Annotated in this window: 27 protein-coding genes and 1 tRNA gene; 16 read left to right on the plus strand and 12 right to left on the minus strand. The window is 37.6% G+C overall.

The genetic code is table 11. The features are described 5' to 3' along the window. Positions 1 to 136: 136 nt before the first annotated feature. Positions 137 to 4948, minus strand: a complete 4812-nt coding sequence (locus tag C7H19_RS26750) for a beta strand repeat-containing protein (RefSeq protein ID WP_146136514.1) — start codon at positions 4946 to 4948, stop codon at positions 137 to 139. A gap of 684 nt (positions 4949 to 5632) precedes the next feature. On the opposite strand from C7H19_RS26750, the gene C7H19_RS12525 reads away from it, so the two are divergent. The 3 genes from C7H19_RS12525 to C7H19_RS12535 all read left to right on the plus strand — a co-directional run bounded on the left by C7H19_RS12525 (position 5633) and on the right by C7H19_RS12535 (position 6801). Then, a complete protein-coding gene (locus C7H19_RS12525) occupies positions 5633 to 5854 on the plus strand; it encodes a ribbon-helix-helix domain-containing protein (protein ID WP_106457221.1) in 222 nt (73 codons plus the stop codon). Continuing rightward, the gene (locus C7H19_RS12530; protein WP_106457222.1) at positions 5839 to 6252 is read left to right on the plus strand and encodes a type II toxin-antitoxin system VapC family toxin; all 414 of its coding nucleotides are present in this window, start codon (positions 5839 to 5841) and stop codon (positions 6250 to 6252) included. Before C7H19_RS12525 ends, C7H19_RS12530 begins: the two co-directional genes overlap by 16 nt. A 99-nt stretch (positions 6253 to 6351) precedes the next feature. Beyond that, on the plus strand, positions 6352 to 6801 hold the full coding sequence (locus C7H19_RS12535; RefSeq protein WP_245927490.1) for a DUF4351 domain-containing protein: 450 nt from the start codon (positions 6352 to 6354) through the stop codon (positions 6799 to 6801). Positions 6802 to 6870: 69 nt separating this feature from the next. Here C7H19_RS12535 and C7H19_RS25685 read toward each other — a convergent pair whose 3' ends face one another. After that, a complete protein-coding gene (locus tag C7H19_RS25685; protein WP_181280600.1) occupies positions 6871 to 7047 on the minus strand; it encodes a hypothetical protein in 177 nt (58 codons plus the stop codon). Here C7H19_RS25685 and C7H19_RS12540 point away from each other — a divergent pair. Then, positions 7040 to 8308: an MFS transporter gene (locus C7H19_RS12540; RefSeq protein WP_106457224.1), complete on the plus strand. Its 1269-nt coding sequence runs from the start codon at positions 7040 to 7042 to the stop codon at positions 8306 to 8308. The two genes, C7H19_RS25685 and C7H19_RS12540, sit on opposite strands and share 8 nt — an antisense overlap. Before the next feature lie 5 nt (positions 8309 to 8313). Here C7H19_RS12540 and cutA read toward each other — a convergent pair whose 3' ends face one another. The 3 genes from cutA to C7H19_RS12555 all read right to left on the minus strand — a co-directional run bounded on the left by cutA (position 8314) and on the right by C7H19_RS12555 (position 10813). Next, positions 8314 to 8640, minus strand: a complete 327-nt coding sequence (cutA, locus tag C7H19_RS12545) for a divalent-cation tolerance protein CutA (protein ID WP_106457225.1) — start codon at positions 8638 to 8640, stop codon at positions 8314 to 8316. A 1-nt stretch (position 8641) separates the two neighbouring features. Further along, positions 8642 to 9469 carry a pentapeptide repeat-containing protein gene (locus C7H19_RS12550; protein WP_106457226.1) on the minus strand — a complete coding sequence of 276 codons (828 nt, stop codon included), beginning with the start codon at positions 9467 to 9469 and terminating at the stop codon, positions 8642 to 8644. Between the two features lie 444 nt (positions 9470 to 9913). After that, complete coding sequence (locus tag C7H19_RS12555; RefSeq protein WP_106457227.1) at positions 9914 to 10813, minus strand: helix-turn-helix domain-containing protein; 900 nt, start codon at positions 10811 to 10813, stop codon at positions 9914 to 9916. A 171-nt stretch (positions 10814 to 10984) separates the two neighbouring features. Here C7H19_RS12555 and carA point away from each other — a divergent pair, with 171 nt between their 5' ends. From carA to C7H19_RS12590, 7 genes are all read left to right on the plus strand, one after another. Continuing rightward, a complete protein-coding gene (carA, locus tag C7H19_RS12560) occupies positions 10985 to 12127 on the plus strand; it encodes a glutamine-hydrolyzing carbamoyl-phosphate synthase small subunit (RefSeq protein WP_106457228.1) in 1143 nt (380 codons plus the stop codon). 101 nt (positions 12128 to 12228) lie between these two features. Further along, positions 12229 to 12579, plus strand: a complete 351-nt coding sequence (locus C7H19_RS12565; RefSeq protein ID WP_106457229.1) for an STAS domain-containing protein — start codon at positions 12229 to 12231, stop codon at positions 12577 to 12579. A 125-nt stretch (positions 12580 to 12704) separates the two neighbouring features. After that, positions 12705 to 13124 carry a Mini-ribonuclease 3 gene (locus tag C7H19_RS12570; RefSeq protein WP_245927492.1) on the plus strand — a complete coding sequence of 140 codons (420 nt, stop codon included), beginning with the start codon at positions 12705 to 12707 and terminating at the stop codon, positions 13122 to 13124. 66 nt (positions 13125 to 13190) lie between these two features. Then, positions 13191 to 14096, plus strand: coding sequence for a 23S rRNA (guanosine(2251)-2'-O)-methyltransferase RlmB (gene rlmB, locus C7H19_RS12575; RefSeq protein WP_106457230.1), 906 nt, complete (start codon positions 13191 to 13193; stop codon positions 14094 to 14096). Between the two features lie 100 nt (positions 14097 to 14196). Then, a complete protein-coding gene (locus tag C7H19_RS12580; RefSeq protein ID WP_106457231.1) occupies positions 14197 to 14481 on the plus strand; it encodes a DUF1816 domain-containing protein in 285 nt (94 codons plus the stop codon). Between the two features lie 133 nt (positions 14482 to 14614). Continuing rightward, a complete protein-coding gene (locus tag C7H19_RS12585; RefSeq protein WP_106457232.1) occupies positions 14615 to 15124 on the plus strand; it encodes a hypothetical protein in 510 nt (169 codons plus the stop codon). Positions 15125 to 15201: 77 nt separating this feature from the next. Continuing rightward, the gene (locus tag C7H19_RS12590) at positions 15202 to 16404 is read left to right on the plus strand and encodes a glycosyltransferase family 4 protein (RefSeq protein ID WP_106457233.1); all 1203 of its coding nucleotides are present in this window, start codon (positions 15202 to 15204) and stop codon (positions 16402 to 16404) included. A 15-nt stretch (positions 16405 to 16419) separates the two neighbouring features. On the opposite strand, the gene psaK (C7H19_RS12595) is transcribed toward C7H19_RS12590, so the two are convergent. Then, positions 16420 to 16698: a photosystem I reaction center subunit PsaK gene (gene psaK, locus C7H19_RS12595; RefSeq protein ID WP_106457234.1), complete on the minus strand. Its 279-nt coding sequence runs from the start codon at positions 16696 to 16698 to the stop codon at positions 16420 to 16422. Positions 16699 to 16891: 193 nt separating this feature from the next. Here psaK (C7H19_RS12595) and C7H19_RS12600 point away from each other — a divergent pair, with 193 nt between their 5' ends. Next, a complete protein-coding gene (locus tag C7H19_RS12600) occupies positions 16892 to 17518 on the plus strand; it encodes a phosphoribosylanthranilate isomerase (protein WP_106457235.1) in 627 nt (208 codons plus the stop codon). Between the two features lie 30 nt (positions 17519 to 17548). Here the strand turns inward: C7H19_RS12600 and psaK (C7H19_RS12605) are convergent, their stop codons facing one another. Then, positions 17549 to 17815 (minus strand): photosystem I reaction center subunit PsaK, encoded by a 267-nt coding sequence (psaK, locus tag C7H19_RS12605; protein ID WP_106457236.1) that lies wholly within the window; start codon positions 17813 to 17815, stop codon positions 17549 to 17551. Between the two features lie 465 nt (positions 17816 to 18280). Between psaK (C7H19_RS12605) and C7H19_RS12610 the strand changes: the two genes are divergently transcribed. Next, positions 18281 to 18367 (plus strand) — tRNA-Ser (locus tag C7H19_RS12610). A gap of 79 nt (positions 18368 to 18446) precedes the next feature. Here the strand turns inward: C7H19_RS12610 and C7H19_RS12615 are convergent. The 5 genes from C7H19_RS12615 to C7H19_RS12635 form a co-directional block, all read right to left on the minus strand. After that, entirely contained in the window at positions 18447 to 21098 is a 2652-nt protein-coding gene (locus C7H19_RS12615) for a DNA polymerase III subunit alpha (protein ID WP_106457237.1), read from the minus strand. 119 nt (positions 21099 to 21217) lie between these two features. Further along, complete coding sequence (locus tag C7H19_RS12620; protein WP_106457238.1) at positions 21218 to 21487, minus strand: type II toxin-antitoxin system HicA family toxin; 270 nt, start codon at positions 21485 to 21487, stop codon at positions 21218 to 21220. Next, positions 21477 to 21986, minus strand: coding sequence for a DUF4365 domain-containing protein (locus tag C7H19_RS12625; protein ID WP_106457239.1), 510 nt, complete (start codon positions 21984 to 21986; stop codon positions 21477 to 21479). The genes C7H19_RS12620 and C7H19_RS12625 overlap by 11 nt, the downstream gene beginning before the upstream one ends. Before the next feature lie 66 nt (positions 21987 to 22052). Then, a complete protein-coding gene (locus tag C7H19_RS12630; protein ID WP_106457240.1) occupies positions 22053 to 22601 on the minus strand; it encodes a CPBP family glutamic-type intramembrane protease in 549 nt (182 codons plus the stop codon). Between the two features lie 76 nt (positions 22602 to 22677). Next, complete coding sequence (locus C7H19_RS12635; RefSeq protein ID WP_106457241.1) at positions 22678 to 23898, minus strand: bifunctional sterol desaturase/short chain dehydrogenase; 1221 nt, start codon at positions 23896 to 23898, stop codon at positions 22678 to 22680. A gap of 200 nt (positions 23899 to 24098) precedes the next feature. Here C7H19_RS12635 and C7H19_RS12640 point away from each other — a divergent pair, with 200 nt between their 5' ends. The 3 genes from C7H19_RS12640 (at position 24099) to gatC (ending at position 26486) form a co-directional block, all read left to right on the plus strand. After that, positions 24099 to 25526 carry a glycosyltransferase family 2 protein gene (locus C7H19_RS12640; RefSeq protein WP_106457242.1) on the plus strand — a complete coding sequence of 476 codons (1428 nt, stop codon included), beginning with the start codon at positions 24099 to 24101 and terminating at the stop codon, positions 25524 to 25526. 56 nt (positions 25527 to 25582) lie between these two features. Next, entirely contained in the window at positions 25583 to 26104 is a 522-nt protein-coding gene (locus C7H19_RS12645; RefSeq protein WP_106457243.1) for a photosystem I assembly protein Ycf3, read from the plus strand. 85 nt (positions 26105 to 26189) lie between these two features. Beyond that, on the plus strand, positions 26190 to 26486 hold the full coding sequence (gatC, locus tag C7H19_RS12650) for an Asp-tRNA(Asn)/Glu-tRNA(Gln) amidotransferase subunit GatC (RefSeq protein ID WP_106457244.1): 297 nt from the start codon (positions 26190 to 26192) through the stop codon (positions 26484 to 26486). Positions 26487 to 26774 lie beyond the last annotated feature (288 nt).

The raw sequence follows: 26774 nt of genomic DNA on the forward strand, positions 1-26774 counted from the left end.
TTCTTTTCTCATTTGTAAATTATTGTAAAGAATGTAAATTTTTATTGCAACCCCTTGACAAAGTAAAAAAAGAGAAAAACCCTACAACTTAGGTAGGGTTAACCGAAAAAGTTTTTTAGTGAACCAACGAAATAAATTAAACGGTGACAAAAATCTGAGCGCTTGTCATCGCTAAACCTGTACTGAGTGTAGCAATTTGAGTTACGCCACCAGAAACATTACCATTAGCATCAAAGAACAATGCACCTGTACTGGAATCGTAGACAAAGCGTTGGTCGGCAGTAGTTGTAGCCGTACCTATGGTAAACTGATTCGCATTTAAAGCCGTATTAGCAATTAGACCAGAGCCAAAACCTGCCGCCGACACATATATCTTGTCATTTGTCAAGGAGAAATCGGTAATTAGGTCGATGCCTTCGGTGGGTGCATTAAAGGTAAAGTAGTCTTGTCCAGCGTTACCAGTTAGGCTATCATTTCCAGTTCCTCCAATAAGAATATCATTTCCAGTTCCACCGATTATTGTATCAATTCCTGCACCGCCCGTTAGGGTATCATTGCCAACACCGCCATTAAGTCGATTATTGCCATTATTTCCCGTAATTACGTTATTTAGGGCGTTTCCTGTACCGTTGATGTTTTTATTGGTGGTGAGGGTGAGATTTTCAATGTTGGTTAGTGCAGCTAGACTAAAGATAATACTCGCACTAATAGTATCAGTTCCCTCGTTAGCATTTTCGGTGATAGTATCGGTTGTTGTATCTACAATATAGGTATCATCTCCCATACCACCTATTAGAGTATCTATTCCATTTCCACCATCAAGGGTATTATTGCCGCTATTTCCCGTAAATACGTTATTGTTATTGTTTCCTGTAGCATTAATGTTATCTGCACCAGTTAGAGTTAGGTTTTCGATGTTGGTCAGTGCAGCTAAACTAAAGGTAACACTCGCATTAATTGTATCTATTCCCTCGTTAGCATTTTCTGTAATGATGTCGGTTGCGGTATCGACAAGATAACTATCATCTCCCATACCACCTATTAGGGTATCTATTCCACCACCACCATCAAGGGTATTATTGCCAGTATTTCCCGTAATTACGTTATTTAGGGTGTTTCCTGTACCGTTGATGTTGTCTATACCGGTTAGGGTTAGGTTTTCAATGTTGGTCAGTGCAGCTATACTAAAGGTAACACTCGCATTAATTGTATCAATTCCCTCGTTAGCATTTTCGGTGATGGTGTCGGTTGTTGTATCGACAAGATAACTATCATCTCCCATACCACCTATTAGAGTATCTATTCCATTTCCACCATCAAGGGTATTATTGCCGCTATTTCCTGTGAGTAGGTTATTGTTATTGTTTCCTGTCGCATTAATGTTATCTGTACCGGTTAGGGTTAGGTTTTCGATGTTGGTCAGTGCAGCTAGACTAAAGGTAACACTCGCATTAATTGTATCTATTCCTTCGTTAGCATTTTCGGTGATGGTGTCGGTTGTGGTATCGACGATGTAAGTATCATCTCCCGTACCACCTATTAGGGTATCTATTCCATTTCCACCATCAAGGGTATTATTGCCAGTATTTCCCGTAATAACATTATTGAGGGTGTTTCCTGTACCATTTAGATTAGTTGCACCAGTTAAGGTCAGGTTTTCGATATTTGTGTAACTAACAAGGCTTAGACTAAGATTAGTTCTGATAGTATCAGTTCCCCCGTCAAGGTTTTCGGTGATGGTATCGGTTGTTGTATCAATTACATAAGTATCATTTCCAGAGCCACCTAATAAACTATCTATTCCATTTCCACCAGATAGGGTATTATTGCCAGTATTTCCCGTAATAACGTTATTTAGGGCGTTTCCTGTAGCATTAATGTTACCTGCACCAGTTAAGGTCAGGTTTTCAATGTTGGTTTGTGCAGCTAGATTAAAGGTTATATTGGCATTAATTGTATCTATTCCCTCGTTAGCATTTTCGGTGATAGTATCGGTTGTTGTATCGACGATGTAAGTATCATCTCCCGTACCACCTATTAGAGTATCTATTCCATCTCCACCATCAAGGGTATTATTGCCGCTATTTCCCGTAATTAGGTTATTGAGGGCGTTTCCTGTAGCATTAATGTTATCTGCACCAGTTAGAGTTAGGTTTTCGATGTTGGTCAGTGCAGCTAAACTAAAGGTAACACTCGCATTAATTGTATCTATTCCTTCGTTAGCATTTTCGGTGATAGTATCGGTTGTTGTATCGACGATGTAACTATCATCTCCCGTACCACCTATTAGGGTATCTATTCCAGTATCACCATCAAGGGTATTATTACCGCTATTTCCCGTAAATACGTTATTGTTATTGTTTCCTGTAGCATTGATGTTGTCTGTACCGGTTAGGGTTAGGTTTTCAACATTTGCGATCGCTGCTAGACTAAAGGTAACACTCGCATTAATTGTATCTATTCCTTCGTTAGCATTTTCGGTAATAGTATCGGTTGTTGTATCGACGATGTAACTATCATCTCCCATACCACCCATTAAACTATCTATTCCAGCACCACCATCAAGGGTATTATTACCGCTATTTCCCGTAAATACGTTATTGTTATTGTTTCCTGTAGCATTAATGTTGTCTGTACCGGTTAGGGTTAGGTTTTCGATGTTGGTTAGTGCAGCTAGACTAAAGGTAACACTCGCATTAATGGTATCTATTCCCTCGTTAGCGTTTTCGGTGATGGTATCAGTTGTTGTATCTACAATGTAAATATCATCTCCAGTGCCACCTAATAAAGTATCTATTCCTGTACCGCCATCAAGGGTATCGTTACCATCTCCACCATCAAGAATATTATTGCCAGTATTTCCCGTAATAAGGTTATTGAGGGTATTTCCTGTAGCATTAATGTTGTCTGTACCTGTTAGGGTTAGGTTTTCAATATTTGCGATCGCTGCTAGACTAAATGTAACGGTAGATTCGACGGTATCACTACCATTATTTGGCGATTCTGTCAAGATATCTGTAGTAGTATCGACCACATAAATATCATTGCCATCACCACCACCAAGAGTATCAATGCCCGCACCGCCATCGAGTCGATTATTGCCAGTATTTCCCGTAATAACGTTATTTTTAGTATTGCCTGTAGCATTAATGTTATCTGTACCCGTTAAGGTGAGGTTTTCGATGTTGGCGAGTGTAGCTATACTAAAGGTAATACTGGCATTAATCGTATCTATCCCTACGTTAGCCGCTTCGGTGATGGTGTCGCCAGTGGTATCGACAATATAAGTATCATTTCCTCCACCACCTATTAGAGTATCTATTCCTGTACCGCCATCAAGGGTATCGTTACCCGAATAGCCTAAAAGGGTGTCATTGCCATCTTCACCGTAGTAGTATTCGTTGCCATTATTCCCGTAAATATAATCGTTTCCTATACCGCCATAGAAGGTATCATTACCTAATGAGTTAATATAAGCATAGTCGTCACCAGCACCGAGATAGATGAGATCATCGCCATCACCACCATCAACGGTATCATTGCCATTACCACCATAAATCGTATCATTGCCATCTTCACCATTAATAGTATCATCTCCATCACTACCATTAAGATAATCATTACCCGAATAGCCTAAAAGAGTGTCATTGCCATCTTCACCGTAGTAGTATTCATTGCCATTATCCCCGTAAATATAATCGTTTCCTAGACCGCCATAAAAGGTATCATTACCTGATGAGCTAATATAAACATAGTCGTCACCAGCACCGAGATAGATGAGGTCATTGCCATCGCCACCATCAACGGTATCATTGCCATCACCACCATAAATAGTATCATTTTTGCTCGTGCCAGTCACCTGTAGGCGGTTGATACCAGAAAAGGAAATATAATCTAAATAATTGGTATTATTGCTGTATTCGCGGTAGGCTGCCCCAGAGAAGCCTTCTGTATCATTGTAGGTAGTTAGATACATTCCTTTTCCTGTATCACCAACTGAGTAGTCTATAATGAGTAGGTCATCTCCAGCACCACCAGAAACATTATCACTTACTCCTAAACCTGCATTTAATGTATCGTTACCATCTCCACCATTTAGAATATCATTACCATATCCACCATTAAGGGTATTTTTCCCACTATTTCCCGTAAGAATATTATCTAGAGAATTTCCAGTCCCATTAATATTACTTGTACCAGTAAGGGTTAGGTTTTCGATGTTGGGCAGTGCGGCTAAACTAAAAGTAACACTCGCATTAATTGTATCTATTCCCTGGTTAGAGTTTTCCGTAATGGTATCGGTTTTGGTATCAACAATATAAATATCATCTCCAGTGCCACCAACAAGAGTATCAATACCCGCACCTCCATCAAGGGTATCATTTCCGCCTAGTCCTTGAATCGAATCATTCCCCGCAGTACCCAGAATATTATTAGGGTTATCGTCTCCGACAATATTATCCTGCTCAACCGCAATAATTTGCCCATCAACCGTAACAAAACCCCTATCATCTTCTGCTTTCAACAACGCTAACTCATCATCTGTCAACGTTTCTCCCAACACCAACGCCGCAAAAATCGCCCCTTCATCTCCAGCACTATCACCCACATTCAACACGCTATCTAATTTATGCCCAATTTCTTCTAATAAAACTCTCACCAAAGCATCCGCATCACCTAACAAAGCCTCAGAAATATAAATCTTATTCGTCGATACAGCAAACCCACCCAAAGCGCCATTCATCGCCGAAGCACTTAAAACCTCAATCTCAGGAATAACGCTAAAATCCCCATTCTGCCAAGAATACGCTAAATTTCGCGCCACCGTCACATCAAAATTCTCACCAAATGCTACTGCTAATTGTCCCAGAAAACGATCGCTATTTCCCCAAGAAATTAACGATTCTTGAACGGTAAGAAGGGCGAAATTAAGAGATGAATTAGACATTTTGCGTTTACTCCAGATTAGCTAAAAATGAGGCAATATTTACTTTAATGGACAAAAAAAGCTAGGATTATTGAGAAACAAGAAAAAATAAAACTCAGTAAATCAATTCGATAAATCCTTAATAGGCAAGCTGAAATTAATGATTAAGCTTAGATATTTTTACTCAAAGCTTAAAAAAGCAAACTTTATAGCAAGGTAAATACCAAAATTTTACTTCATTGAAAAACGGTTAAAAAACCCAAAAAAATTTTCAGAAGGTGACATTTGAATTTTAAAAATGCTATTTTAAAATTCAAATGTCAATTTTTTTTTAAATATTAATATATAAAGTTTCGTAAATATCTGAATTTTCCATTAATCATACCTTTTTGGATAATAATTAATGACCAACATCAGTATAAATACGGCTGACATTTGACAATTTATGTAGTAATCAAAAATCAAGTAGGGGTAATGTCTCCAAACCCTGTAAAAATGAGGGTAAAATAGACCAAATCCCGATCGCATTTATCAATCATAATTTTCTTAAATGGGAATTGGTAGAAAAAAGGGGATAAAAGAGGGTTTGGACTCCCTACCCCTACAATTATTTAGGGACAATTTCTACGGATTTGATCTAACCTGAAAAGACAATGAATATAATATTACCAACGATCGCACCTACCCAGACAGGCCGAGCCAATTATGAAACCGACCACCGTATACTTAGCTGAAACAACTCAAGAAACCCTCCAACAGATAGCCCATCAAACGGGACGAACCGAAGCTGAATTAATTCAGGAAGCAATTGAAGATTACTTAGCCAGACAAAAAACGAAGGTCTTGCCCAAATCTGTTGGAATAGGGGCTAGTGGAATGTCTAATTTATCGGAAAGAAGCGAGGAACTGCTGTGGTCGGACGAGTAATAGCAGACACCAGTGGAATTATCGCATTTCTTGATCGAGATGACAAACACCATCAAGCTGCCGTTGAAATTGTAAGGACAAAAAACATTTTGATTCCCGCCACTGTCTTACCCGAAGTGGACTATTTAGCTACTAAATATTTAGGTGAACAAGTCGCCAGAGCATTTTTAGAAGACTTGGCTCAAGGGAGCTACACTTATTTAACTATTGATTTAGAAGATATAGCGCAAGCGACAACTATTATGGCACGTTACAGAAGTTTGCCATTAGGTTTAGTAGATGCCACCCTCGTCGTTTTGGCTCAACGACATAAGATTCAGCAGATTTTTACGTTAGATAGACGGCACTTTGGACTACTTCAAACCGAAAAAATTGATTATTTTGAGATTTTTCCTTAAGGATTTTTCGATAGTCAATTTCCCATCGTCAAACTGCTAGACTTAAAACAACAATGGTCAGAATTAGAAGTAAATCGAAATCCTTTTGCTACCGTTGTCATGGCACATCTAAGGGCATTAGAAACTCGTAAAAATAGAAGGAGACGCAAAGAATGGAAACTAATTTTAACTAAAAGTTTGTATGAAAAAAGTTACAGCAGAGAAAATATTATTAATCTCTTTCGGTTTATTGATTGGGTGATGAGTTTACCGAAAGAATTAGAAAATGAATTTTGGATTGAAATCACTAATTTTGAGGAAGAAAGACGAATGCCATATATTACCAGTGTTGAAAGACGAGGAATTGAGATAGGTTTATCTCAGGGTTTAGAACGAGAAAAAGATTTAGTTATACGTCAACTCAAACGTAAGCTAGGAGAATTTGAGTCAGAATACGAAACACAAGTGAGAAGTTTAGAAATTGAGCAAATCGAAGCATTAGGAGAAGCATTATTAGATTTTACCAGTGTCGATGATTTAAGGTTATGGTTATCCAATCAACCAAATTAATCTTATAGGGGTTGACAAAAATAACTAATTGTGCATAATTAATGCAAAAACAATGAGTAAAACGATCGTCTATTCTAAAGCGGTAGCCCTTTTTGTATCTGCTATATTATTTAACATTTCATAAGTTTCTCGCAACAGTGCTAGTTTATGTTTCACGATATAATAACTCATTTGTGCAATCAATTGTTTAGCACGATGGCTTAAGGGCTGTTTTTCTCCCATTAAAATTAATTCCGATATGATCACTAATCAAAAAAAACTCAGAACTTTGCATCCTTGGTTTTTTATTCCTACCCTTTATTTTGCTCAAGGGGTTCCTTATATTTTAATCAATAGTGTGTCTGTGATTATTTATAAAAGTTTGGGAATTGATAATGCGACGATTGCTCTTTGGACAAGTCTTCTTTATCTTCCCTGGGTAATTAAAATGTTTTGGAGTCCATTGGTTGAGTGGTATTCCACTAAAAGAAAATGGATTTTAGTAACACAATTAGCGATGATGGCTAGTTTACTATTAGCTGCGTTGTCTTTTAATTTAAAAAATTTCTTTTTTCCTTCTTTACTTATATTTACAATAGGAGCCTTGATCTCGGCAACTTATGATATTGCGGCAGATGGTTTTTATTTAATTGCCTTAAATCCTGAACAACAAGCCGTATTTGCAGGAATTAGGACAATTTTTTATCGAGGTGCTGTCATTTTTGGTTCTGGCTTTTTAGTATTTTTTGCGGGTTCATTAGGCGTAAAAATTGGAAATATTGCTCTTAGTTGGACAATATCAATAAGTTTAGCGGCTCTTATTTTTGGTGTTATTTTTCTGTATCATCAATTTGTTTTACCCTATCCTAATGAGGAGCATTCTTCTAAAAAAACAACTCAAAAAATTCCTTTTTTAGAAATTCTTACCTCTTATTTCCAACAACCTAAAATAGCTTCAATTATTGCTTTTATTTTGCTGTATCGTTTTGGAGAAGCAATGCTACTTAAATTAGTTTCGCCTTTTTTATTAGATGATCTAGAAGCAGGAGGATTAGGATTAAGTACCGCCGATGTAGGCTTAGTATATGGAACGTTTGGGGTTTTATCTCTAATTATTGGAGGAATTTTAGGCGGTATTATTGTTGCTAAATATGGCTTAAGAAGAACGATATTTCCTCTAGCTTTAGCATTACATTTACCTAATATTTTCTTCATTTATATGGCAATTAATCAACCACCTTTATCAGTTGTTCTTTTAATAGTAGCGATCGAACAATTTGGCTATGGTTTAGGATTAACCGCATTTATGATTTATTTAATGAAAATTGCCAAAGAACCTTATCAAACGTCTTATTATGCAATTTCGACAGGAATTATGGCTTTAGGAATGATGATCCCAGGTGCAATCAGTGGTTATCTTCAACAACAAATCGGCTATAAATACTTTTTTATTGTTGTTTGTGCATTGGCATTAGTTGGCATAGCAACTATCTTTTTTCTACCCTGGGATGATGAAGTTAAAGCTTAAAAAAATTAGCTGACATTAGCCCCAATCCAATTAAGATAAGACTGAGAACCCTCTATAATCGGTAAAGCTATAATTTCTGGAACTTCATAAGAATGTAATTCTTGAATCTTTTTAGCTAATGTATTAAAGTGAGTTAAATCGGTTTTAATTATTAATTGCCATTCTTGCTCATGATGTATTTCTTCTTGCCATGTGTAGATTGATTGAACGGGAAAAAGAGAGACACAAGCGGCTAATTTAGAAGAGATTAAACTAGATGCGATCGCTTTTCCTTCCGCTTCTGAACTAGCCGTTACTAAAACAATTCCATAACGGGTAAATTGTTGTTCCATACTAAGTAGCAAATCCAGTTTGAAAATTAGAAAAGGGAGTCATATAATTAGATAAAGCGGCTTGAACTTGACTAATTTGGGCATCGAGAAAAGAGGTGTGAACAAGAACTGCATCCGTTAAATCTGCCTCTTCTAAACACGCACCAAATAAATTAACTCCTGTTAAATTGGCTCCTGTTAGATTTACCGATCGTAAATTAGCGCCTTCTAGATTAGCGCCTGTTAAATTTACTCCAGTTAAATCACTACCACTTAATCGCGCATCTTTTAAATTGACGTTTTCTAAATTAGCATTACTGAGGTTGACTTCTTTGAGAAAAGCTGAACTTAAATTAGCGTGATTTAAACTAACATTACTGAAATTGGCTCCAGATAATCTAGCTTCTTGTAAATTTGCCCAATTTAAGTTAACATCTGTCAGATTAGCTTCTCGTAGATTGACGCGATAAAGATTCGCACCGCAAAGGTTCGCCCCTGCTAAATCCGAGGCTCTTAAATTTGCGTTCTGTAAATCAGCCCCACTTAATTTAGCTCTTCTTAGCGACGATTTCACCATAAAAGCACCATTAAGACTTGCTTTTGTCAGATCAGCTTCGGCTAATTGTGCTTGACTCATTTTAGCAAAGCTTAGATTTGCCCAATTTAATCTTGCTCGCTCTAACTGAGATTTAGTCAAAAAAGCTCGACTTAAATCCGTTCCCATCAAATTAGCTTCACTCAGGTTGACTCCGATTAACATAATTCGAGCCAAATCCGCGCTTTTAAGTTCTATTCCAGTAAATTCTCTTTCTCCTTTTTCATAGGATCTGAGTAATTGATGAAGTTTCATAGGCTTAAATTTTCGCTCGTTGGTTGTAGGATCAATGGTTTTATACCAACAAAAAACTCGTTTAAAATTAATGTTATATATGTATTTTTAATTTATTCTTATCTTGTTTTTCTCGTCTTTAGATTATTTTGTCTGTATCCAATGTTACTCTATGATTGAGCCAAATCATAAGAGATAAATCTATTTTGTTAAAAAACTTAGTGTTTAAAACACCAATTACAGTATAAATAACTAAACCCATAATTTAGCTAATCTATAGCTCAGAAAAAATACTGAATTTATCAATTAATTGATATAAGCTCTGAGCAAATTGAATAAATGGAAAGGAAATAAAAATTGACTCCTTATCTCTAACTTTGACGTAAAACCGTCCACAAAAAAATTAGTCTTAAGACATAAAAAAACAAATAGCTAAGACCAAAAGTTGTTATAACAGAACAAAAGCTAATTAGAAGAAACGGAATAAATCCGACCATCTAACAAAATACGAGTAATTCCTTTAGCCTCAAGATAGCTATGAGTTTTAGCGATAACTTGAGCATCAGGAACTTTAATCACCCGTTCGCGCCGCCTTGAAAAACGTTTAGCCACACGATGACTATCAAAAACGGGTAAAGTACGCCGTTGATTTTCATCCCCAGAAACTTTTCCTAATTCAGCAAAATCTTTTAGAGGACGAGTAATTAATTCGGAGGAGCGATCGATTACAAGATAACAAGTTTTAGGGAAACTCGCTGAGGATAAAGGTAATATTTTTAACTGGGCTGTTTTGGGTAAAGGTTGAGTAAAACGAATCTCCTCTTCATCATCTTCCCAGTCTTCGTCTTCATCGTCGTCATCATCATCATCATCTTCAAGATCGGATAAATCTTCCCCTAACAGTTCTTCGAGTACCATGACTTCCATTGGGGAAACCGCTTCCTCTATATCCTCGTCATCTTCTAGAGGCTCAAAAGTTTCCTCCTCTTTCAGTAACAAAGGAAGTTCGATTTGTTTAATCGGTTTTTCAATTGGAGCTTTTTCTGTGGGTTTGTCGATTACCTTTTTCTCAGTTTTGTTTTTAACAACAGGCAAATCTACCGCAACCGATGGCTTTTCGAGAACATTTTCTTGGTGTTGTGGTTCGTCTTTTGAATCATTCCCTCGCTTGGGAGTACGAGCGAGGCGTTTTTGTTGAATTAAATCTTCGTATTCTGACTCAGACAGAAAACTTTTCAAAAAACGGCTAATCGTCGAACTACTCACCCCATAACGCTCGGCTAAAGTGGAAGTGGTTTCCTCCGTCTCCCGATAAAGCTTAAGAATTTCTTGTTTTGTGTCTTCGGTCAGTTTTTTGGGACTCATATCCTTTTACGGTGGTTTGGGCTGTTCTTAAAAAAGTTGGTCAGAGCTTTTGCATCTGCTAGTATTAACAGGAGCCAAAACTCACTCATTAATAGGTGAAATTAATCACTTGATCTAGTCTATCGCTCATCAACATTTTTTATCGCTACTAACAACTAAAAAGTTACGATTATGTCAATTCTCAAAGGTAAACCCGCACTACTGGTTTTAGCTGACGGAACAGCTTATCGAGGTTGGTCGTTTGGTGCGACAGGAACAACCGTCGGAGAAGTTGTATTTAATACAGGAATGACAGGATATCAGGAAGTTTTGACCGATCCGAGCTATGCTGGTCAAATTGTTACGTTTACATATCCTGAATTGGGGAACACTGGAGTTAATCCCGAAGACGAAGAATCACAACGCCCTCAAGTTCGCGGGGTGGTTGCTCGTAATATAACCCATCGTCCCAGTAATTGGCGATCGACTCAATCTTTAAGCGAATATCTCATACAACACAAAATTATCGGCATTTATGGCATTGATACCCGCGCTTTAACTCGACAACTGCGCTCAGTCGGTGCCATGAATGGAGGAATTTCAACCGAAATCCTCAACCCTGATGAGTTTACGCGTCAAATTCAAGCAACACCGTCGATGGCTGGTCTAAACTTAGTTAAAGAAGTGACAACCCGCACGATTTATGAATGGTCTACCCCAACTGCTCCTAATTGGGAGTTTCGCCCCGAAAATGGAGAAGAAAAAGCATCTTTAACCGTCGTTGCGATTGATTTTGGGGTTAAACGCAATATTTTACGTCGTTTAGCGAGTTACGGCTGTCGCGTGATTGTTGTTCCAGCGAATACCCCCCCAGAAGAAATTTTAAAATACAATCCTGATGGAATTTTCTTATCGAATGGCCCTGGTGATCCCTCGGCTGTTTTAGAGGGCATCGAAACCACCAAAGCTTTACTAGAAGCCCAAAAACCGACTTTTGGTATTTGTATGGGACACCAAATTTTAGGTTTATCCTTGGGGGCTCAAACTTTTAAATTAAAATTTGGTCATCGGGGATTGAATCAACCTGCGGGTTTAGAACAGCAACAAGTCGAGATTACTAGCCAAAATCACGGTTTTGCCGTTAGTCCAGATTCATTAGGGGCTGATGTTGAAATTACTCATTTGAATTTAAACGATCGCACCGTAGCCGGACTACAACACAAATCTTTACCTTTCTTTTCAGTACAATATCATCCAGAGGCCAGCCCTGGGCCACACGATGCCGATTATTTGTTTGAAAAGTTTGTTAATCTGATGCGAGACAATCGTAAATAATCTGTAGTAGCGTCAGAAAAAAAGAAAAAAACTACGCTATACTAGACCATTGTTCGACTAGGCCGATTATCAAGGAGGAAGCTATTCCTGAACCACTCAACTTGACCGTTAGTTTAAGAGGAACTCGTGAGGTCAAGGATAACTATCAAATTTTTCGTCTAACTGGCTTACTCGATGCTTTTTCTGAACCGACTTTCCGAAAAGTGATCGGGACTCATATTGAAGAAGGGCCAGCTAATGTGATCTTGGTTCTTTCTCAGATTGATTTTATCGATAGCTCTGGCTTAGGAGCATTAGTTCAGTTAGTTAAAAAAGCGAACACGGAGGGCGGTAGTTTACAGATTGTGACCAATCCAAGAGTCACTCAAACTGTTAAACTGGTTCGTTTAGAAAAGTTTCTCTCTCTCCAAAATTCTGTTGAAGAAGCGATTTCTAAGGTAGAAAAGAGTTAGAGGAATCAATTTGGTGTCCGCAGTGGTGCAAGCCCATGTATCAATTAAGAACAAATGGGTTGCATCATGTTTTAGTTTTTAAGTGAAAAAATTACTAATGAGAATGATGATTAATTAAAATTGTAATGATGGATGATTCTGACTTATTGCGTCTTCAGTTCATTTTAAGGGTTGAAAAATCAGCTATACCCGTAGCACAATTATCGCCCACTTCTTTAGCCTATATTGGAGACGCGGTTTATGAATTGTATATTCGGACTCATTTTTTATTACCCCCTAAAAAAATTTCTGACTATCATAATCAAGTTGTGTCCAAAGTTCGCGCCGAAACTCAAGCCGCTTATCTTCAAGAATTAGAACCCTATTTAACTGAATCTGAACAGAATGTTATTAGACGTGGGCGCAATGGTGCGAAAAGAGAGCCTAAACGTCTTTCACCCCAACTCTATCAACAAGCGAGTAGTTTAGAAACATTAATCGGTTATCTTTATTTGTCTGATCCTCAGCGTTTGAAGCAACTCTTAGGAAAGCTGAAGCTCGATTAGTTTTTTAATAGTATTTATTAATCTTGTAGGAATTATAGTTTTATTATTCTTATCTGTCTAAAAATCATGGTTGAACAACATTCAAAACCCAAACGAATTCAAGATCGTAAACCAAAATCGTCTTTTAAACGCTCTATTAAGCCGATTCAAGCTCGAATTACGCCTTCTACGGTGGAAACAGACCTTGAAAGCAATGATTTAATTTATGGTCGTCATCCTGTTTTAACAGCAATGGAAAGCGATCGCCAACTCAATCGTATTTGGATTATCTCTCGCTTGCGGTATGATCCCCGATTTCTTCCTTTATTAAATGATGCAAAAGCCAACGGAACTGTTATTGATGAAGTTGATCCCCAACGTCTGAGTCAAATTACTCAAGGTGGCAATCATCAAGGGATCGTAGCGCAAGTATCACCTTACACTTACACCGAATTATCGGATCTTTTAGAAAGAGCGAAAACTAAAACATCATCACCCGTTATTGTTATTGCCGATGGGATCACTGATCCCCATAACTTAGGTGCCATTATTCGGACAACCGAAGCCGTCGGCGCACAAGGGATGATTATTCCGCAACGACGCGCATCGGGGATCACATCTACTGTTTTAAAAGTCGCAGCAGGAGCTTTAGAACATTTACCTGTTGCTAGAGTGGTTAATTTGCACCGTGCTTTAGAAGAACTTAAAGAGGCTGGTTTCTGGATTTATGGTACAGCCGCTAACAATGGTAAACACATACACACCGTTGATTTAAAAGGGGCTATAGGCTTGGTTGTCGGTTCAGAAGGCGAAGGGTTAAGCTTACTAACACAGCGTTGTTGTGATGAGTTGATTTCGGTTCCCCTAGCGGGGAAAACTCCTAGTTTAAATGCGTCAGTGGCTACAGCGATGGCTTTATATGAGATTTATCGACAACGCTACTCAGATCCGATTTATCTAGAATCTGTATCTTCTAGCACTTCCCAAAAATGACATTACAAAGTATAACTAAGATGACGAAAGGTCAAAAATTGTAAATAAATATTAACTGCCTCTGACTTTAACAAACAACCTTAGACAGGACAATTTGAGGATGAAAGAACTACTGCTTAAGCTATTGGATATCGTCGGACTTGCCTTTTGGGTAGAAATAACAACCGAAAACCCACGGTGTACATACTATTTCGGCCCATTTTTGCAAAAAGCGGAAGCAACGGCCGCCCAAGTCGGATATGTCGAAGACTTACAAAGCGAAGGGGCGAAAAATATCAAAGTTTCTATTAAGCGTTGTAAGCCTGCTAATTTAACAATTTTTGACGATCGAGAAGATTCAAAAAAATTTAGTAGTGTTCCAACCTTTAGCGGACAATCGTTTTAGTTAATCAAAGCAACAATTTTTCAATTGTAAAGGTTTGCTAACGAATACAACTGGGTGAGATCTCACGAATTCACCCATTAGTCATTTGCTTGTAGAATAAAAGTAGGACGGTATAGAAAGAGGAATTATGCCGATGAATAGTATTTCTACACGCAATGATAAAAGCATTGACTGGCCAACTCTAGTCATGTTTACGTTAGGGTTTTGGTTGAGTGCAAGTCTGATTTTAGACTTAGTAATTATGCCTAGCTTATCGGCTTCAGGAATGATGGCGCAAAACGGTTTTGCTAGTGCAGGTTATTCACTTTTTGGTATTTTTAATCGTATTGAATTAGTCTGTGCTGCTACTATTTTGAGTGGTTTTTTAATTTTTTCTCGCAATCATACTTTAATTCATTTACGTCAAACTTGGTTGATCGCTTTAGCGGGTGTTTTATTCGTCATTCCCCTAATTTATACCTATATTCTTACGCCTCAAATGAGTGGCTTAGGACTCAGCTTAAATGCCTTTGACACGGTTCAAACCATGCCAACAGGGATGATTTATCTGCATGAGGGATATTGGGTATTAGAAGCAATCAAGTTTATCGCTGGTTTAACACTTTTACGCTGGTGTTATCGAGATTCTTGTAGAATCGCTTAATTTTTATCGGATCAATTATGATCATGATGATTAAGGGTAGGATTTTGCCTACCCTAACTTTTTAAAAAATTTAGCCGATGCGTATTTTATTTTTACATCCCAATTTTCCAGCACAATTTCGTCATTTAGCGACGGTACTAGGACAAAATCCCAAAAATCAAGTTGTTTTCGGGACAACGAGTCAACAAGGACAAATCGCCGGAGTTAATAAAGTTATTTATCAGCCCACCCGTGAACCTGCGCCCCAAACACATCAGTATGTCCGAAATCTAGAAGGTGCTGTAATTCAAGGTCAAGCCGTATACCGTATGGCTGTAGACTTAAAAAAACAGGGTTTTTATCCAGATGTTGTCTATGCTCATTCAGGTTGGGGACCTGGATTATTTATTAAAGATGTTTTTCCAAAATCCAAATATTACGCTTATTTTGAATGGTTTTATCATGCTCATGGCTCTGATGCAGATTTTAACCCAGATGATCCCCTTGATGCGGATGCCGAAGCGAGAATTAGGATTAAAAACGCGGCAATTTTGTTAGATTTGGCGAGTTGCGATCGCGCACTTTCCCCAACTCTGTGGCAAAAACAACAATTTCCCAAAGAATTACAATCTAAAATTAAAGTCCTTCATGATGGTGTTGATACGAACTATTTTCAACCAATACCAAATAGTAAACTTATTTTAAGTGGGATTAATTTAGATTTATCGGGAGTTGATGAAATTATTACTTATGTAGCGCGAGGGATGGAACCTTATCGAGGGTTTCCGCAATTTATGGAAGCCGTTTCCCTCATACAAAAACGTCGTCCGAATTGTCATATAGTAGTTGTGGGAAATGATCGAGTTGCCTATGGAAAACAACTTCCCGATGGCAAAACTTATAAACAATTGATGTTAGAAACTTTACCCTTAGATTTATCTCGTTTACATTTTACGGGATTGTTACCCTATGGCGATTATCTACAGGTTTTACAAGCGTCATCGATCCATATTTATTTAACTTATCCCTTTGTTTTATCTTGGTCAATGCTTGAAGCGATGGCAACCGGATGTCTAATTTTAGGCTCAAATACTGCACCCGTAAAAGAAGTGATTAAAAACGGCAAAAATGGTTTATTAGTTGACTTTTTTTCACCGACAGCGATCGCAGATCGAGTAGATGAAATTTTTGCTCATCGGGATCGGATGGCAGAAATTAGAGAACGAGCAAGACAAACAATTGTACAAAAGTATAATTTAGAAAACTTACTCGCTCAACATCTGAAATGGCTCAACAGTTAACTACTAATAACTATTCTAAAGGATTCCTGCATTAGACAATCCTAAAATCATTCCCGCGCCCAAAATATGCCCGAAACTAGCTGTAGCTAAGAGTTCGGGAACACCAAAACTTTTACGAGAGGCTAACTGAGGAATGGGTAAACCGGGCCCTTTTCCGGGGTTTTGAATCGCATAGTATCCAATGACGATCGCTAGTGCATTACAAAAAATCATGATCAATGCGGTTGAAGGACTCCAAGTGACGGTATGAGGTGTGGTCGACTGGGCTGCTAAGATTAAAGTAGAAGTAAACATTATTTTTGTCTCCTATTGTTGATCAACTTTTTGATAATGATATTAACAAGAGGCATTATAAATAGCTCTCACCCCTAAAATAGATTTTGTTTGAATACTTAACATTCATCGGTATACTGCCTTGCGAAGGCAGTGCCTGCGATGAACGCCTTTCGCGGTTTTGATTACGTTTTGCTACACGAATTAAGGATAAATGAGAATTAAGATTTGTGGAATTACTCAGATAGAACAGGGAAAAGCGATCGCTGATTTTGGCGCAACAGCTTTAGGATTTATTTGTGTGCCAACCTCACCCCGTTATGTATCACCCAATCAACTAAAAATGCTCATTGAACGCCTTCCCAATACGGTTAATCAGATTGGGGTATTTGCGAATGCGTCGGCTGATTTAATCCTTCAGACGGTCTCACAGACTCATTTAACAGGTGTACAATTACATGGTGATGAATCTCCTGAGTTTTGCGTTTTTCTCAAACAATGTTTACCGAATATAGAAATTATTAAAGCACTGCGAATTAAAACGACGGATGCTTTAGTCGAGTCACAAGCATATTTTAATTGTGTTGATACTTTGCTTTTAGACGCTTATCATCCATCTATGCTCGGTGGTACGGGTAAAACCTTAGATTGGGACAGATTAGCCAGTTTTACGCCGCCTATTCCCTGGTTGCTGGCTGGCGGTTTAACACCCGATAATATTAATGAGGCTCTGGGTTTAATTTCTCCAGATGGAATTGATCTATCGAGTGGTGTGGAGCGATCGCCAGGTGATAAAGATTTAGCCAAAGTGAAAAAATTATTTCAACAGTTAGAGACGTAGAGACGAGCCATGACGCGTCTCTACAAAATCTTATAGCACACCGAGTCGGGATAGACCTAGAATAGTTCCTGCGCCCAAAACGTGACCAAAGCTAGTGGTTCCTAGTAAAGCACCTAAGCTCATACCACCGAACATTTCAGGGGAAGGTAACTGAGGGCCGTCTTTTTGTCTTTGAATGGTAGCTTTACCAAAAGCGATCGCTATAATATTGCAAATAATCATGACGATAGCGATTTTTGGACTCCATTCTACAGTACGGGGAACAGAAGAAGCAGCCGCTACTAATAATGTGTACATTGAGTTCTCCTTAAAAAAAGGCTGTATTTAAGTATCTAATCGTGAACTACCCATCGCGCTTTGCTACGCATATAGCGTGGGCTTCCTGTTTCAACGGGATGCGCTTTCTATCCTAAAAGACAGCGAGTCTTACCTTCCCTCCGCAGGCATGAGTCATGGTTCCCAAGACCCATACTTTTTCTTGCAACACGTCCCGTTTGACTTGATTTTCGCCTTGGAAGAAGTGGTCAAGATTGACAAATTATAACACACAACCCCTGTCCACGATTTATAAAGCACCGATGTTGAAAAACAGAGAGCGTCCGACATTATAGCCGCCGTTCCCATCTCCAAACTTTCAGTTATGGAGTTTAAATCCTTGCGTTAACCTGATTAGAGAATGTGTTGCAATATTTAACGTAAGAAAAAATTTTTACCCCTAGCGACAAATTATTAAAATGTGCTATAATTAAATTCTGCAATTTTGGAGAGGTGGCTGAGTGGTCGAAAGCGGCAGCCTGCTAAGTTGTTAGGGGAGCAATCCCCTCGAGGGTTCGAATCCCTCCCTCTCCGTTTAAAAAAAGCTTTAGGGTCTTTTCCTAAATCCCAAATCGAGGGACTGCCACTTTAGCAATGATGTGATGTGGCTCGCCTAGAGTCTAATATTAATCTGTTTTAAATCTAGTCCTTTCTCAAATATTTCGTTGATCGGACACATTGTCCCATCTGTCGTCATAAATTTGTGATCTTTGGTGGCTTTAATGATTGAACCATCTTCGAGGGTATATTCAAAGACTTCTTGTACTCCTCGGTTGTGCCATTGTGCGATCGCTTGGGTATATACATAGCCATTAGGATCGACTGTATAAACTTTACACTCGATTTGTTCAGTGACAATTTTACCAATCGGCATTAATCCATATTCAACGGTTAAAATTTGAGTATCATAACTGAGGCAATATTCAGCAAAATTAACCATTTGATCGAATAAATTTTCGGCTGTTTTTCGCTCTACACCATTTTTCATCGAACCATCAATAAATGTCTCTCGATGTTTCTGCATCTCTGACGTTTTTTTCTTCCCCATCGCACGACGCAATAAGTCAGCTTCTCCTAGAGAATAACCTGCTAAATCTTGCGCCATTTTCATGATTTGTTCTTGATAGACAAGGACTGCGTAAGTTTCTTCTAAGATCGGTTCTAAGAGAGTGTGTTGATAATGAATCGGTTCTTTACCATGTTTTCGAGCAATAAATATAGGAATAAGACCGGCATCTAATGGACCTGGTCGATAGAGAGCTAAAATCGAGGAAATATCTTCAATACCAGAGGGTTTTAATTCTTGGACAATTTGACGCATTCCTTGAGATTCTAGTTGAAAGATTCCTTCTAAATCTCCTTTTTCTAATAAGTTATAGGTTTTTTGAATATCGGGTGGAAATTTTTTGACATCTCCTTTAGATAAAATTTTCATTGCTTTTCTTTCTTCTAAAGGAATTTTATCTAAATCTAGATCAGGATTCTTATTTTGTTTGATAAATTCGATTGCTTTTTGCAGTGTTGTTAGGTTTTTTAGTCCCAAAAAGTCCATTTTTAATAGACCTAGTGGTTCTAAATCCTCCATATAATATTGAGTAATCACAGCACCATCATTATTCTTTTGTAGCGGTACAATTTCATCTAAAGGCTGAGAAGAAATTACTACACCCGCAGCATGAACCCCAAAGGTTTTGTTAGTTCCTTCAATTCTGATGGCCATATCTAACCAGTGTTTAACCCAAGACTCATTATCATATCTATGTTTAAATTCTGGTTCAGGAGTTTGATCAGAAATCATCACAGCTAAAGGGGTTGGTTTTCCTCTTGAAACTGGAATAAGTTTCGCCATTTTGTCTGATTCAGCGTAGGGAATATCTAATACCCTAGCTACATCTTTAAGAACTGCTTTTGAAGTGAGTCGGTTAAATGTAATAATCTGAGCAACGTTCGCTTCACCATATTTATCGGTGACATATTGAATCATTTCATCGCGTCTTTCAATACAAAAATCTGTATCAACATCTGGCATTGATTGACGTTCAGGATTTAAAAAACGTTCAAATAATAAACCGTGATGAACGGGATCAATATTAGTAATTTTTAGGCAATAAGCAACTAAAGATCCCGCCGCCGATCCTCTTCCGGGACCAACGGGAATATTATTATCTCTTGCGTATTTTATATAATCCCAAACCACTAAAAAATAGGTAGAAAATCCCATTTTTTGGAGCATTTTTAATTCATATTCTAAACGCTGTTTATAAACAGGATCGATTTCTGAACGAGAGCGATATTTTAATCTTTCTAGTAATCCTTGCCAAGTAATTTCTTCTAAATAACTATCAGCAGTATGTATAGGAGGAACAGGATAATTAGGCAAACGAGGTTCACCCATAATATGATATGGTTCTACTTTTTCGGCAACTTCTACTGTATTATTAATTGCTGATTCGATAATTTCTCTCGATAAATGATCGCGGAATAATAACCGCATTTCGTCGGCTGATTTTAGATATTCATTTCCACTATATCTAAGGCGTTTTTCTTCTGTAATTAGTTTCCCTGTTTGAATACATAATAATGCGTCATGAGCTTCTACATCGTAACAAGATGTAAAATGAGAATCATTAGTGGCGACTATTTTAATATTTAATTCTTTGGCTAATTTGGCAATTTCTACATTAACAATTCTATCTTCGGGATAGCCATGATCTTGAATTTCTAAATAATAATCATCACCAAATACTTTTTTATACCATTTAGCCACTTCTTTTGCTCTTGCTCTATCTCCTGCTAGAATCGCTTGTGGAATTTCGCCACCTAAACAAGCACTGGTAACGATTAATCCTTCGTGATATTTTTCGAGTAATTCTTTATTAATACAGGGACGAGCAAAAATTCCTTTACCCTGCATTCCTTTAAGATGAGAAATAGAAGTTAATTTGACTAAATTTTTATAGCCTTGCGTATTTTTTGCTAAAACAACTTGATGATATTTACGGATTTTTTGTCCCCCTTCTTTAGGGCTTTTTTGTTGAACTTCAATGTCACCATTGATCACGTACATTTCATTGCCAATAATAGGTTTAATATTTTTCTTATGGCAAGTTTTAATTAATTCGATCGCACCATACATTACCCCATGATCCGTAACGGCGATCGCTTTCATTCCCAATTCAACAGCGCGATCTACTAATTGCGGTAACTGTGAAGCGCCATCAAGCAAACTGTAATCACTGTGTATGTGTAATCCAACAAATGACATAGGAGTGTAGTTAAGTAAATAATAATTTTTAATTATGAACTATTCGTTTAAAGTAAGAGTCTGGCTATAATCATTGAGTGAATCTATAAAAATTTATCCTCTTACAATAAACTTTTCTCTCATTGATTCTGATATATTTTGATTTTGGTGTCAAACCAATTTTCATAAGTCATTTCATCCATTAAATCATACTCTTTAAGAGTGCGACGTATTGCTAAATAGTGGACAAGATTAAGTCTGTCTGTAGATTGGTAATTAGGTAAAAGAATTAAAGCCTTGGAATTAGGATGACTATAGACTTTATGATTACCTTTTGTTTCAACTGGAATAAATCCTAAACTAAATAAAAGTTCTTCTAACTGATTGTAAATAATATTTTTATTCTTCATGTTTAATTATCTCCTTAGTTTGCTCAAGAACCCTATCTCGATAACTAGCAAATTTTCTAATAGCATCTTCATTAATAAAATTAGATTTAGGAATACGAACTGTAACTGTTTCTCCAATATTTTGTAAATTAAAATCTTTGATTTTTTCAAAGTAATTTTGAATATATAACCAATAAGCTTGATTTGTCTGAGCATCAAATACAACTAATATCACAGGCATTGGCTCATATAACCAAAGTTCCAAATCTGAACGATTCAGAGAAAAAACGATAGTTTGATTATCCCAAAGCGTTTTGATACAGTCTGTAGCTTTAAGCTGTACAAAAACTTGACCATTTTCTATCTCTCCATTGTCGTCATAGGTAAAAAGAATTAAATCAAAGCCATAATCACATTCTACTCGTTCAACCGAATAACCGCACAAGAAAATGTATCGTTCAACATGATTAGTACTGAGATCAGCAATAATGTGTTCTCTAGGACGTTTTTTTCTCGGCATTAATTAATTAAAATCTTATTGAATTTTCAAAAATTAAATAAGTTATGCAATTTTTCTTCTATAATTTCACAATAAATCGTATTTGGCGAGTTTAGTTCTACCACCTAAATAATAAATCCATAGCCAATCAATGAGCCAGTGAATAAAAGCAATTCCCCAAAATGAGCCCGTGATACGATAAGCAATGGTACAAGCTAATCCTAAAAGTCCCGCATATGCTAAGAAAATTGGGTCTAAAAATGTTGGATATCCAGGAGGAAAAACGGTTAGGGCTAAAACAGGATGATAGAAAATAAATACAGCTAAAACAAGAATTGCTATGATCATCCATTGCATTTCTGATGCTTTTTCGATGAAAGGATGAGGAAGTAAGATTACTCTAAATAGTAATTCTTCGGGAATGACAGGAATAATCAAAACACGAATCATACTAAGGATTTTTTTAGGCCATCCTTTAGGTAGAGGTGTTATTATTAAACATCCTGTTTTTAATCCCATCGGAATTGAAATAGCTGCATAAATCAATAAGATGCTTACAATAATCAGCCAATCTTTGATATCTAATCCTGTGGTGATAGCTGCTGTAATCCGATTAATGATGATTTCTATTAGCATAGGTTATATTTAAGAAAATTCAATGAAGGGTTTGGAGACCAAACCCCTACAATTATCTTGACAAACACAGAAATATTTATCCAACTTTTTTACTAAATAATTTAAAGTACTGAGAAACAAAAAACTCTTTAATAGGAAACGCGATAAAGGTGATTGGATTAATTGTAACAATTATATTACGAAAATCGGCTTTAGCTTGTCTAATAATTTGTTGGGTAACCCAATCAGCAGACATGACACCAACGGGATTAAGATTACTTTTAAAGGGGCCAAGAATGAGTTTACGAACGACACAGGGCGCATCCAAACGACGCAAAGTAATAATATCTCCTATGGCACGCTTACTAAGTTCATATAAGGGACTAAATGCGGGGTTAACTTCTGCTTCTGAGGTATTGAGCCAAACTTCTTTACAAGCAATATCTTTATTAGTACGAACGGTCGTAAAAAAAAGTTCCATAAGTTGCCAACAAGAAAAGGCGTTAACTTCATATGATTTGGCAATAGCTTCGGGTGTTCTTGCGCCATTTACATTAATTCCATGATTGATAATTAAAATATCAACAGATTCTAAAAGCTCTTTTAATTCGTTTTCTTGTCCAACTTGCCAAGTAATGGTTTTTATCGGTAAATTTTGTCCATTAATTTCGAGTTTTATGGGCTCACTTTTAGAAGATAAAGCAATGACTTTAGCGCCTGTTAGATGAAGATGTTTCAATAATGCTAATCCTAGTGTTCCCGATGCTCCCGTAATAGCGATCGTTTTTCCTTTGAGTGATAGTGCTGTTCCCAAAATTTTATCAACCAGTGCAAAAGTACCACTATAATAAGCTTTTTGGTCATCGAAATGGTGTCGCCAATGATAGGTACGATTAATAAACCATTCTGCGGGTAAACTTTCAAATTGACCAGGACGATGTGTAATATCCGTTAGTTCATCTATACCAGAAACACCGAAACCTCTAGCGATCGCACAAACGAGAAAAAAAGCTGTATAAAGCGATCCTACACTTGTCACCCAATAAAACGGCCAATTAAACAAATAACCCAACCACAGAGGAACGAAACTAAGAAGTAACATCACCAAAGCTTCAGGAACATCATTATACCAATGAGCTTGACGATAAATCTCCTCACTGGCTGCGGTTAAGTCGGGACGGAATACCTTATGATGCCAAATATGAAGACGATATAAGGGTGTCCAATGATGGGACAGAGCATGATAACTATCTCTGATGATTTCTACCCAAAGAATTGAAACAAGAATCAACCCTGATATGATGGCGATCGTTAACATTATCTAATCCTTATAATAATTAATTTGTTGATGTCTAAAAAACTTCGCCTTGAATGAGATTAATCTTTTATTTAAGAAAAATCTATCCTGTTTTTACCCAAATAACCGAATAAAATCGCCAAAAACTTGAACAACATTAGCTAAAATAAAACAATTAATAATTTTAGTCACAGCAATCGTGATCAGCATTTTAAATCATTATGACAAAAAACTATTGGTCAGACGAATCTTCTGAGGAACTCGATCCCATTAGCTCTCTACTATCAGAATGGACAGATCCAGAAGAAGACGAAGAAGAGTTTAGAAGTGATTTTTTTCAAGGTTTAGCAGGGCGTAGACAAAAAGCAGCTTTTGTGCTAATCACGATTTGGACTGTGACGATCGCACTACATCTCGTTAATTGGGGGATGTGGGTAGTTCTTGCTTTAACTGCAATTATAGTCATTCAAGGGCTACGGTTAATGTTAGCCAAACCCGAAGCAACTCCAACACCTTTATCTGATGAAGCTTTGCTCACCGCGCCTCATGTTTCTATTCTTGTCGCCGCCAAAAACGAAGAAGCGGTTATTAGCCGTCTGGTTGCTTCATTATGTAATTTAGATTATCCATCAGACAAATATGACGTGTGGATGATCGATGATGCTAGTACCGATAAAACACCAGTTATTTTAGATCAACTGGTTGAGCAATACCCTCAGTTAAATGTAATCCATCGGCCAGCGAATGCAGGGGGGGGTAAGTCTGGCGCATTAAATCAAGTTCTACGGCTCACCAAAGGCGATATCATTGGGGTTTTTGATGCCGATGCTCTTATTAGTGCAGATCTCCTCAGAAGCGTTGTTCCTATGTTTGAAGCGCCCCGTATGGGAGCAATACAAGTTCGCAAAGCCATCACCAACGACGGCGTAAACTTTTGGACTAAAGGACAAATGGCCGAAATGGCTGTGGATAGCTACTACCAACAACAGCGTATCGCCATTGGTGGTATGGGTGAACTACGAGGAAATGGTCAGTTTGTCCGTCGAACCGCTACGATAAGTTGTGGCGGTTGGAATGAACAAACCATTACCGATGATTTAGATTTAACGATTAGGTTACATTTGGATGATTGGAAAATCGGAATTTTGATGACTCCTGCGGTGGGTGAAGAAGGGGTGACAAATGCTCTCGCCCTTTGGCATCAACGCAACCGTTGGGCAGAAGGTGGTTATCAGCGTTATATGGACTACTGGCGATGGATGATTAATGCACCGATGGGACTCAAGAAAAAAATGGATTTGCTCTATTTTCTCTTTCTGCAATATATTCTCCCGACGGCAGCAATACCCGATCTATTTATGGTTATAACGCGCCATCGACCCCCTTTATTGACTCCTGTTACGGGGCTGCTATTATTTTTCTCATTTTTGGGGATGTCAACTGGACTAAGACGTATTAAAGCAGAAGAAAAGTTAAGTTTTGCAAACTTGATGAATATTGCTTGGGTTACTTTTAAAGGGACTGTGTATATGATGCACTGGTTTGTTATTATCCCTAGTATTACGGCTCGAATGTCGGTTCGGCCTAAACGACTAAAATGGGTTAAAACAGTTCATCAAGGTAGTACCCAAGAAAATTTTGAATTCTAAGCACTCGAAAAAACGCTAGGATTTTAAAAGTTAGTCATCCTCTTTAATGTTGTACTATGCCAAGAACTCAACGCAACGATAATTTTATCGATAAATCTTTTACAGTAATGGCAGATATTATTTTAAAAGCTCTGCCAGTCAATAAAAAAGCAAAAGAAGCATTTGTTTACTACCGAGATGGAATGTCCGCTCAAGCTGAGGGGGAATATGCTGAAGCGTTAGAAAACTATCACGAAGCCCTGACGCTAGAAGAAGATGCAAACGATCGCAGTTATATTTTATTCAATATTGGGCTAATTCACGCCAGTAATGGGGAACACGAAAAGGCTCTAGAATATTATGAGCAGGCGGCCGAACTTAATCCTAGATATAGTTCTGCTTTTAATAATATTGCGGTAATTTACCATTATCAAGGCGAAAAAGCTAAAGAAAACGGCCAAAATGATGAAGCAGAAGCTTTATTTGATAAAGCGGCCGAATATTGGAAACAAGCAGTACGTCTCGCACCAAATAACTATTTAGAAGCGCAAAACTGGTTAAAAATAACTGGACGTTCTGAAATGGATGTTTATTTCTAGAGTCTCGTAGGGGTTTGGTCTCCAAACCCTTTGGTATTTATACCCTTCTTAAATTAACTATTTTACCCATCAGATAAATTGCCAAATGATCGATCGAGAACAAGTTAGAAAAATCGCCCTTCTTGCCCGTTTAGACATTACAAGCGAAGAAGAAGAACAATTTGCCACACAACTTAGCAGTATTCTAGAATATGCCGAACAGTTGAGCGAATTAGATACAACCGACGTACCACCTACCACAAGAGCAATTGAATTAAGTAATATTACTCGTTCTGATACCACATTTCCTTATGGTAGTCGAGAAGCATTACTTAAGGAATCACCCGAACCAGAAGGGGAATTTTTTAAAGTGCCTCAAATTTTGAGTACAGACGAAGCTTGACGAGGTGACAACCACACTCAAAGGTAGCTTAGGAAAGATGTAAGACAATTCATGGTAAAAAAAGATCGCTTTCAAAAATGTTAGCAGACAGATTTGAACATATTTTTACCAGAATTGTATCGCATCCATTTATCAAGTCAATTCACTCAGGCGCAATTGTTAACTCTAAAGATCCTCGTCTGGCTGCTACAAATCTATAAACACGTGAAAATTGAACGGATCTTGTACGCCTCTCAAGATTAGCCGCACATTTTTCCTTGCCCATTAAGTATGAAAACCTAAGAATAC

Source organism: Aphanothece hegewaldii CCALA 016 (assembly GCF_003007785.1).
Taxonomy (GTDB): Bacteria; Cyanobacteriota; Cyanobacteriia; order Cyanobacteriales; family Microcystaceae; genus Chroococcus; species Chroococcus hegewaldii.

What these genes read in the sequence shown, in the direction of transcription:
- C7H19_RS12580 (WP_106457231.1), top strand. Translation starts at nt 14,197, where the DNA reads ATGAAAGAACTACTGCTTAAGCTATTGGATATCGTCGGACTTGCCTTT.
- C7H19_RS12635 (WP_106457241.1), bottom strand. Translation starts at nt 23,898, where the DNA reads ATGTTAACGATCGCCATCATATCAGGGTTGATTCTTGTTTCAATTCTT.
- C7H19_RS12535 (WP_245927490.1), top strand. Translation starts at nt 6,352, where the DNA reads ATGGCACATCTAAGGGCATTAGAAACTCGTAAAAATAGAAGGAGACGC.
- C7H19_RS12590 (WP_106457233.1), top strand. Translation starts at nt 15,202, where the DNA reads ATGCGTATTTTATTTTTACATCCCAATTTTCCAGCACAATTTCGTCAT.
- C7H19_RS12615 (WP_106457237.1), bottom strand. Translation starts at nt 21,098, where the DNA reads ATGTCATTTGTTGGATTACACATACACAGTGATTACAGTTTGCTTGAT.
- carA (WP_106457228.1), top strand. Translation starts at nt 10,985, where the DNA reads ATGTCAATTCTCAAAGGTAAACCCGCACTACTGGTTTTAGCTGACGGA.
- cutA (WP_106457225.1), bottom strand. Translation starts at nt 8,640, where the DNA reads ATGGAACAACAATTTACCCGTTATGGAATTGTTTTAGTAACGGCTAGT.
- psaK (WP_106457236.1), bottom strand. Translation starts at nt 17,815, where the DNA reads ATGTACACATTATTAGTAGCGGCTGCTTCTTCTGTTCCCCGTACTGTA.
- C7H19_RS12585 (WP_106457232.1), top strand. Translation starts at nt 14,615, where the DNA reads ATGAATAGTATTTCTACACGCAATGATAAAAGCATTGACTGGCCAACT.
- C7H19_RS12600 (WP_106457235.1), top strand. Translation starts at nt 16,892, where the DNA reads ATGAGAATTAAGATTTGTGGAATTACTCAGATAGAACAGGGAAAAGCG.
- C7H19_RS12555 (WP_106457227.1), bottom strand. Translation starts at nt 10,813, where the DNA reads ATGAGTCCCAAAAAACTGACCGAAGACACAAAACAAGAAATTCTTAAG.
- C7H19_RS12630 (WP_106457240.1), bottom strand. Translation starts at nt 22,601, where the DNA reads ATGCTAATAGAAATCATCATTAATCGGATTACAGCAGCTATCACCACA.
- C7H19_RS12620 (WP_106457238.1), bottom strand. Translation starts at nt 21,487, where the DNA reads ATGAAGAATAAAAATATTATTTACAATCAGTTAGAAGAACTTTTATTT.
- psaK (WP_106457234.1), bottom strand. Translation starts at nt 16,698, where the DNA reads ATGTTTACTTCTACTTTAATCTTAGCAGCCCAGTCGACCACACCTCAT.
- C7H19_RS12525 (WP_106457221.1), top strand. Translation starts at nt 5,633, where the DNA reads ATGAAACCGACCACCGTATACTTAGCTGAAACAACTCAAGAAACCCTC.
- C7H19_RS12645 (WP_106457243.1), top strand. Translation starts at nt 25,583, where the DNA reads ATGCCAAGAACTCAACGCAACGATAATTTTATCGATAAATCTTTTACA.
- C7H19_RS12625 (WP_106457239.1), bottom strand. Translation starts at nt 21,986, where the DNA reads ATGCCGAGAAAAAAACGTCCTAGAGAACACATTATTGCTGATCTCAGT.
- C7H19_RS12640 (WP_106457242.1), top strand. Translation starts at nt 24,099, where the DNA reads ATGACAAAAAACTATTGGTCAGACGAATCTTCTGAGGAACTCGATCCC.
- rlmB (WP_106457230.1), top strand. Translation starts at nt 13,191, where the DNA reads ATGGTTGAACAACATTCAAAACCCAAACGAATTCAAGATCGTAAACCA.
- C7H19_RS12550 (WP_106457226.1), bottom strand. Translation starts at nt 9,469, where the DNA reads ATGAAACTTCATCAATTACTCAGATCCTATGAAAAAGGAGAAAGAGAA.
- gatC (WP_106457244.1), top strand. Translation starts at nt 26,190, where the DNA reads ATGATCGATCGAGAACAAGTTAGAAAAATCGCCCTTCTTGCCCGTTTA.
- C7H19_RS26750 (WP_146136514.1), bottom strand. Translation starts at nt 4,948, where the DNA reads ATGTCTAATTCATCTCTTAATTTCGCCCTTCTTACCGTTCAAGAATCG.
- C7H19_RS12540 (WP_106457224.1), top strand. Translation starts at nt 7,040, where the DNA reads ATGATCACTAATCAAAAAAAACTCAGAACTTTGCATCCTTGGTTTTTT.
- C7H19_RS12570 (WP_245927492.1), top strand. Translation starts at nt 12,705, where the DNA reads ATGATGGATGATTCTGACTTATTGCGTCTTCAGTTCATTTTAAGGGTT.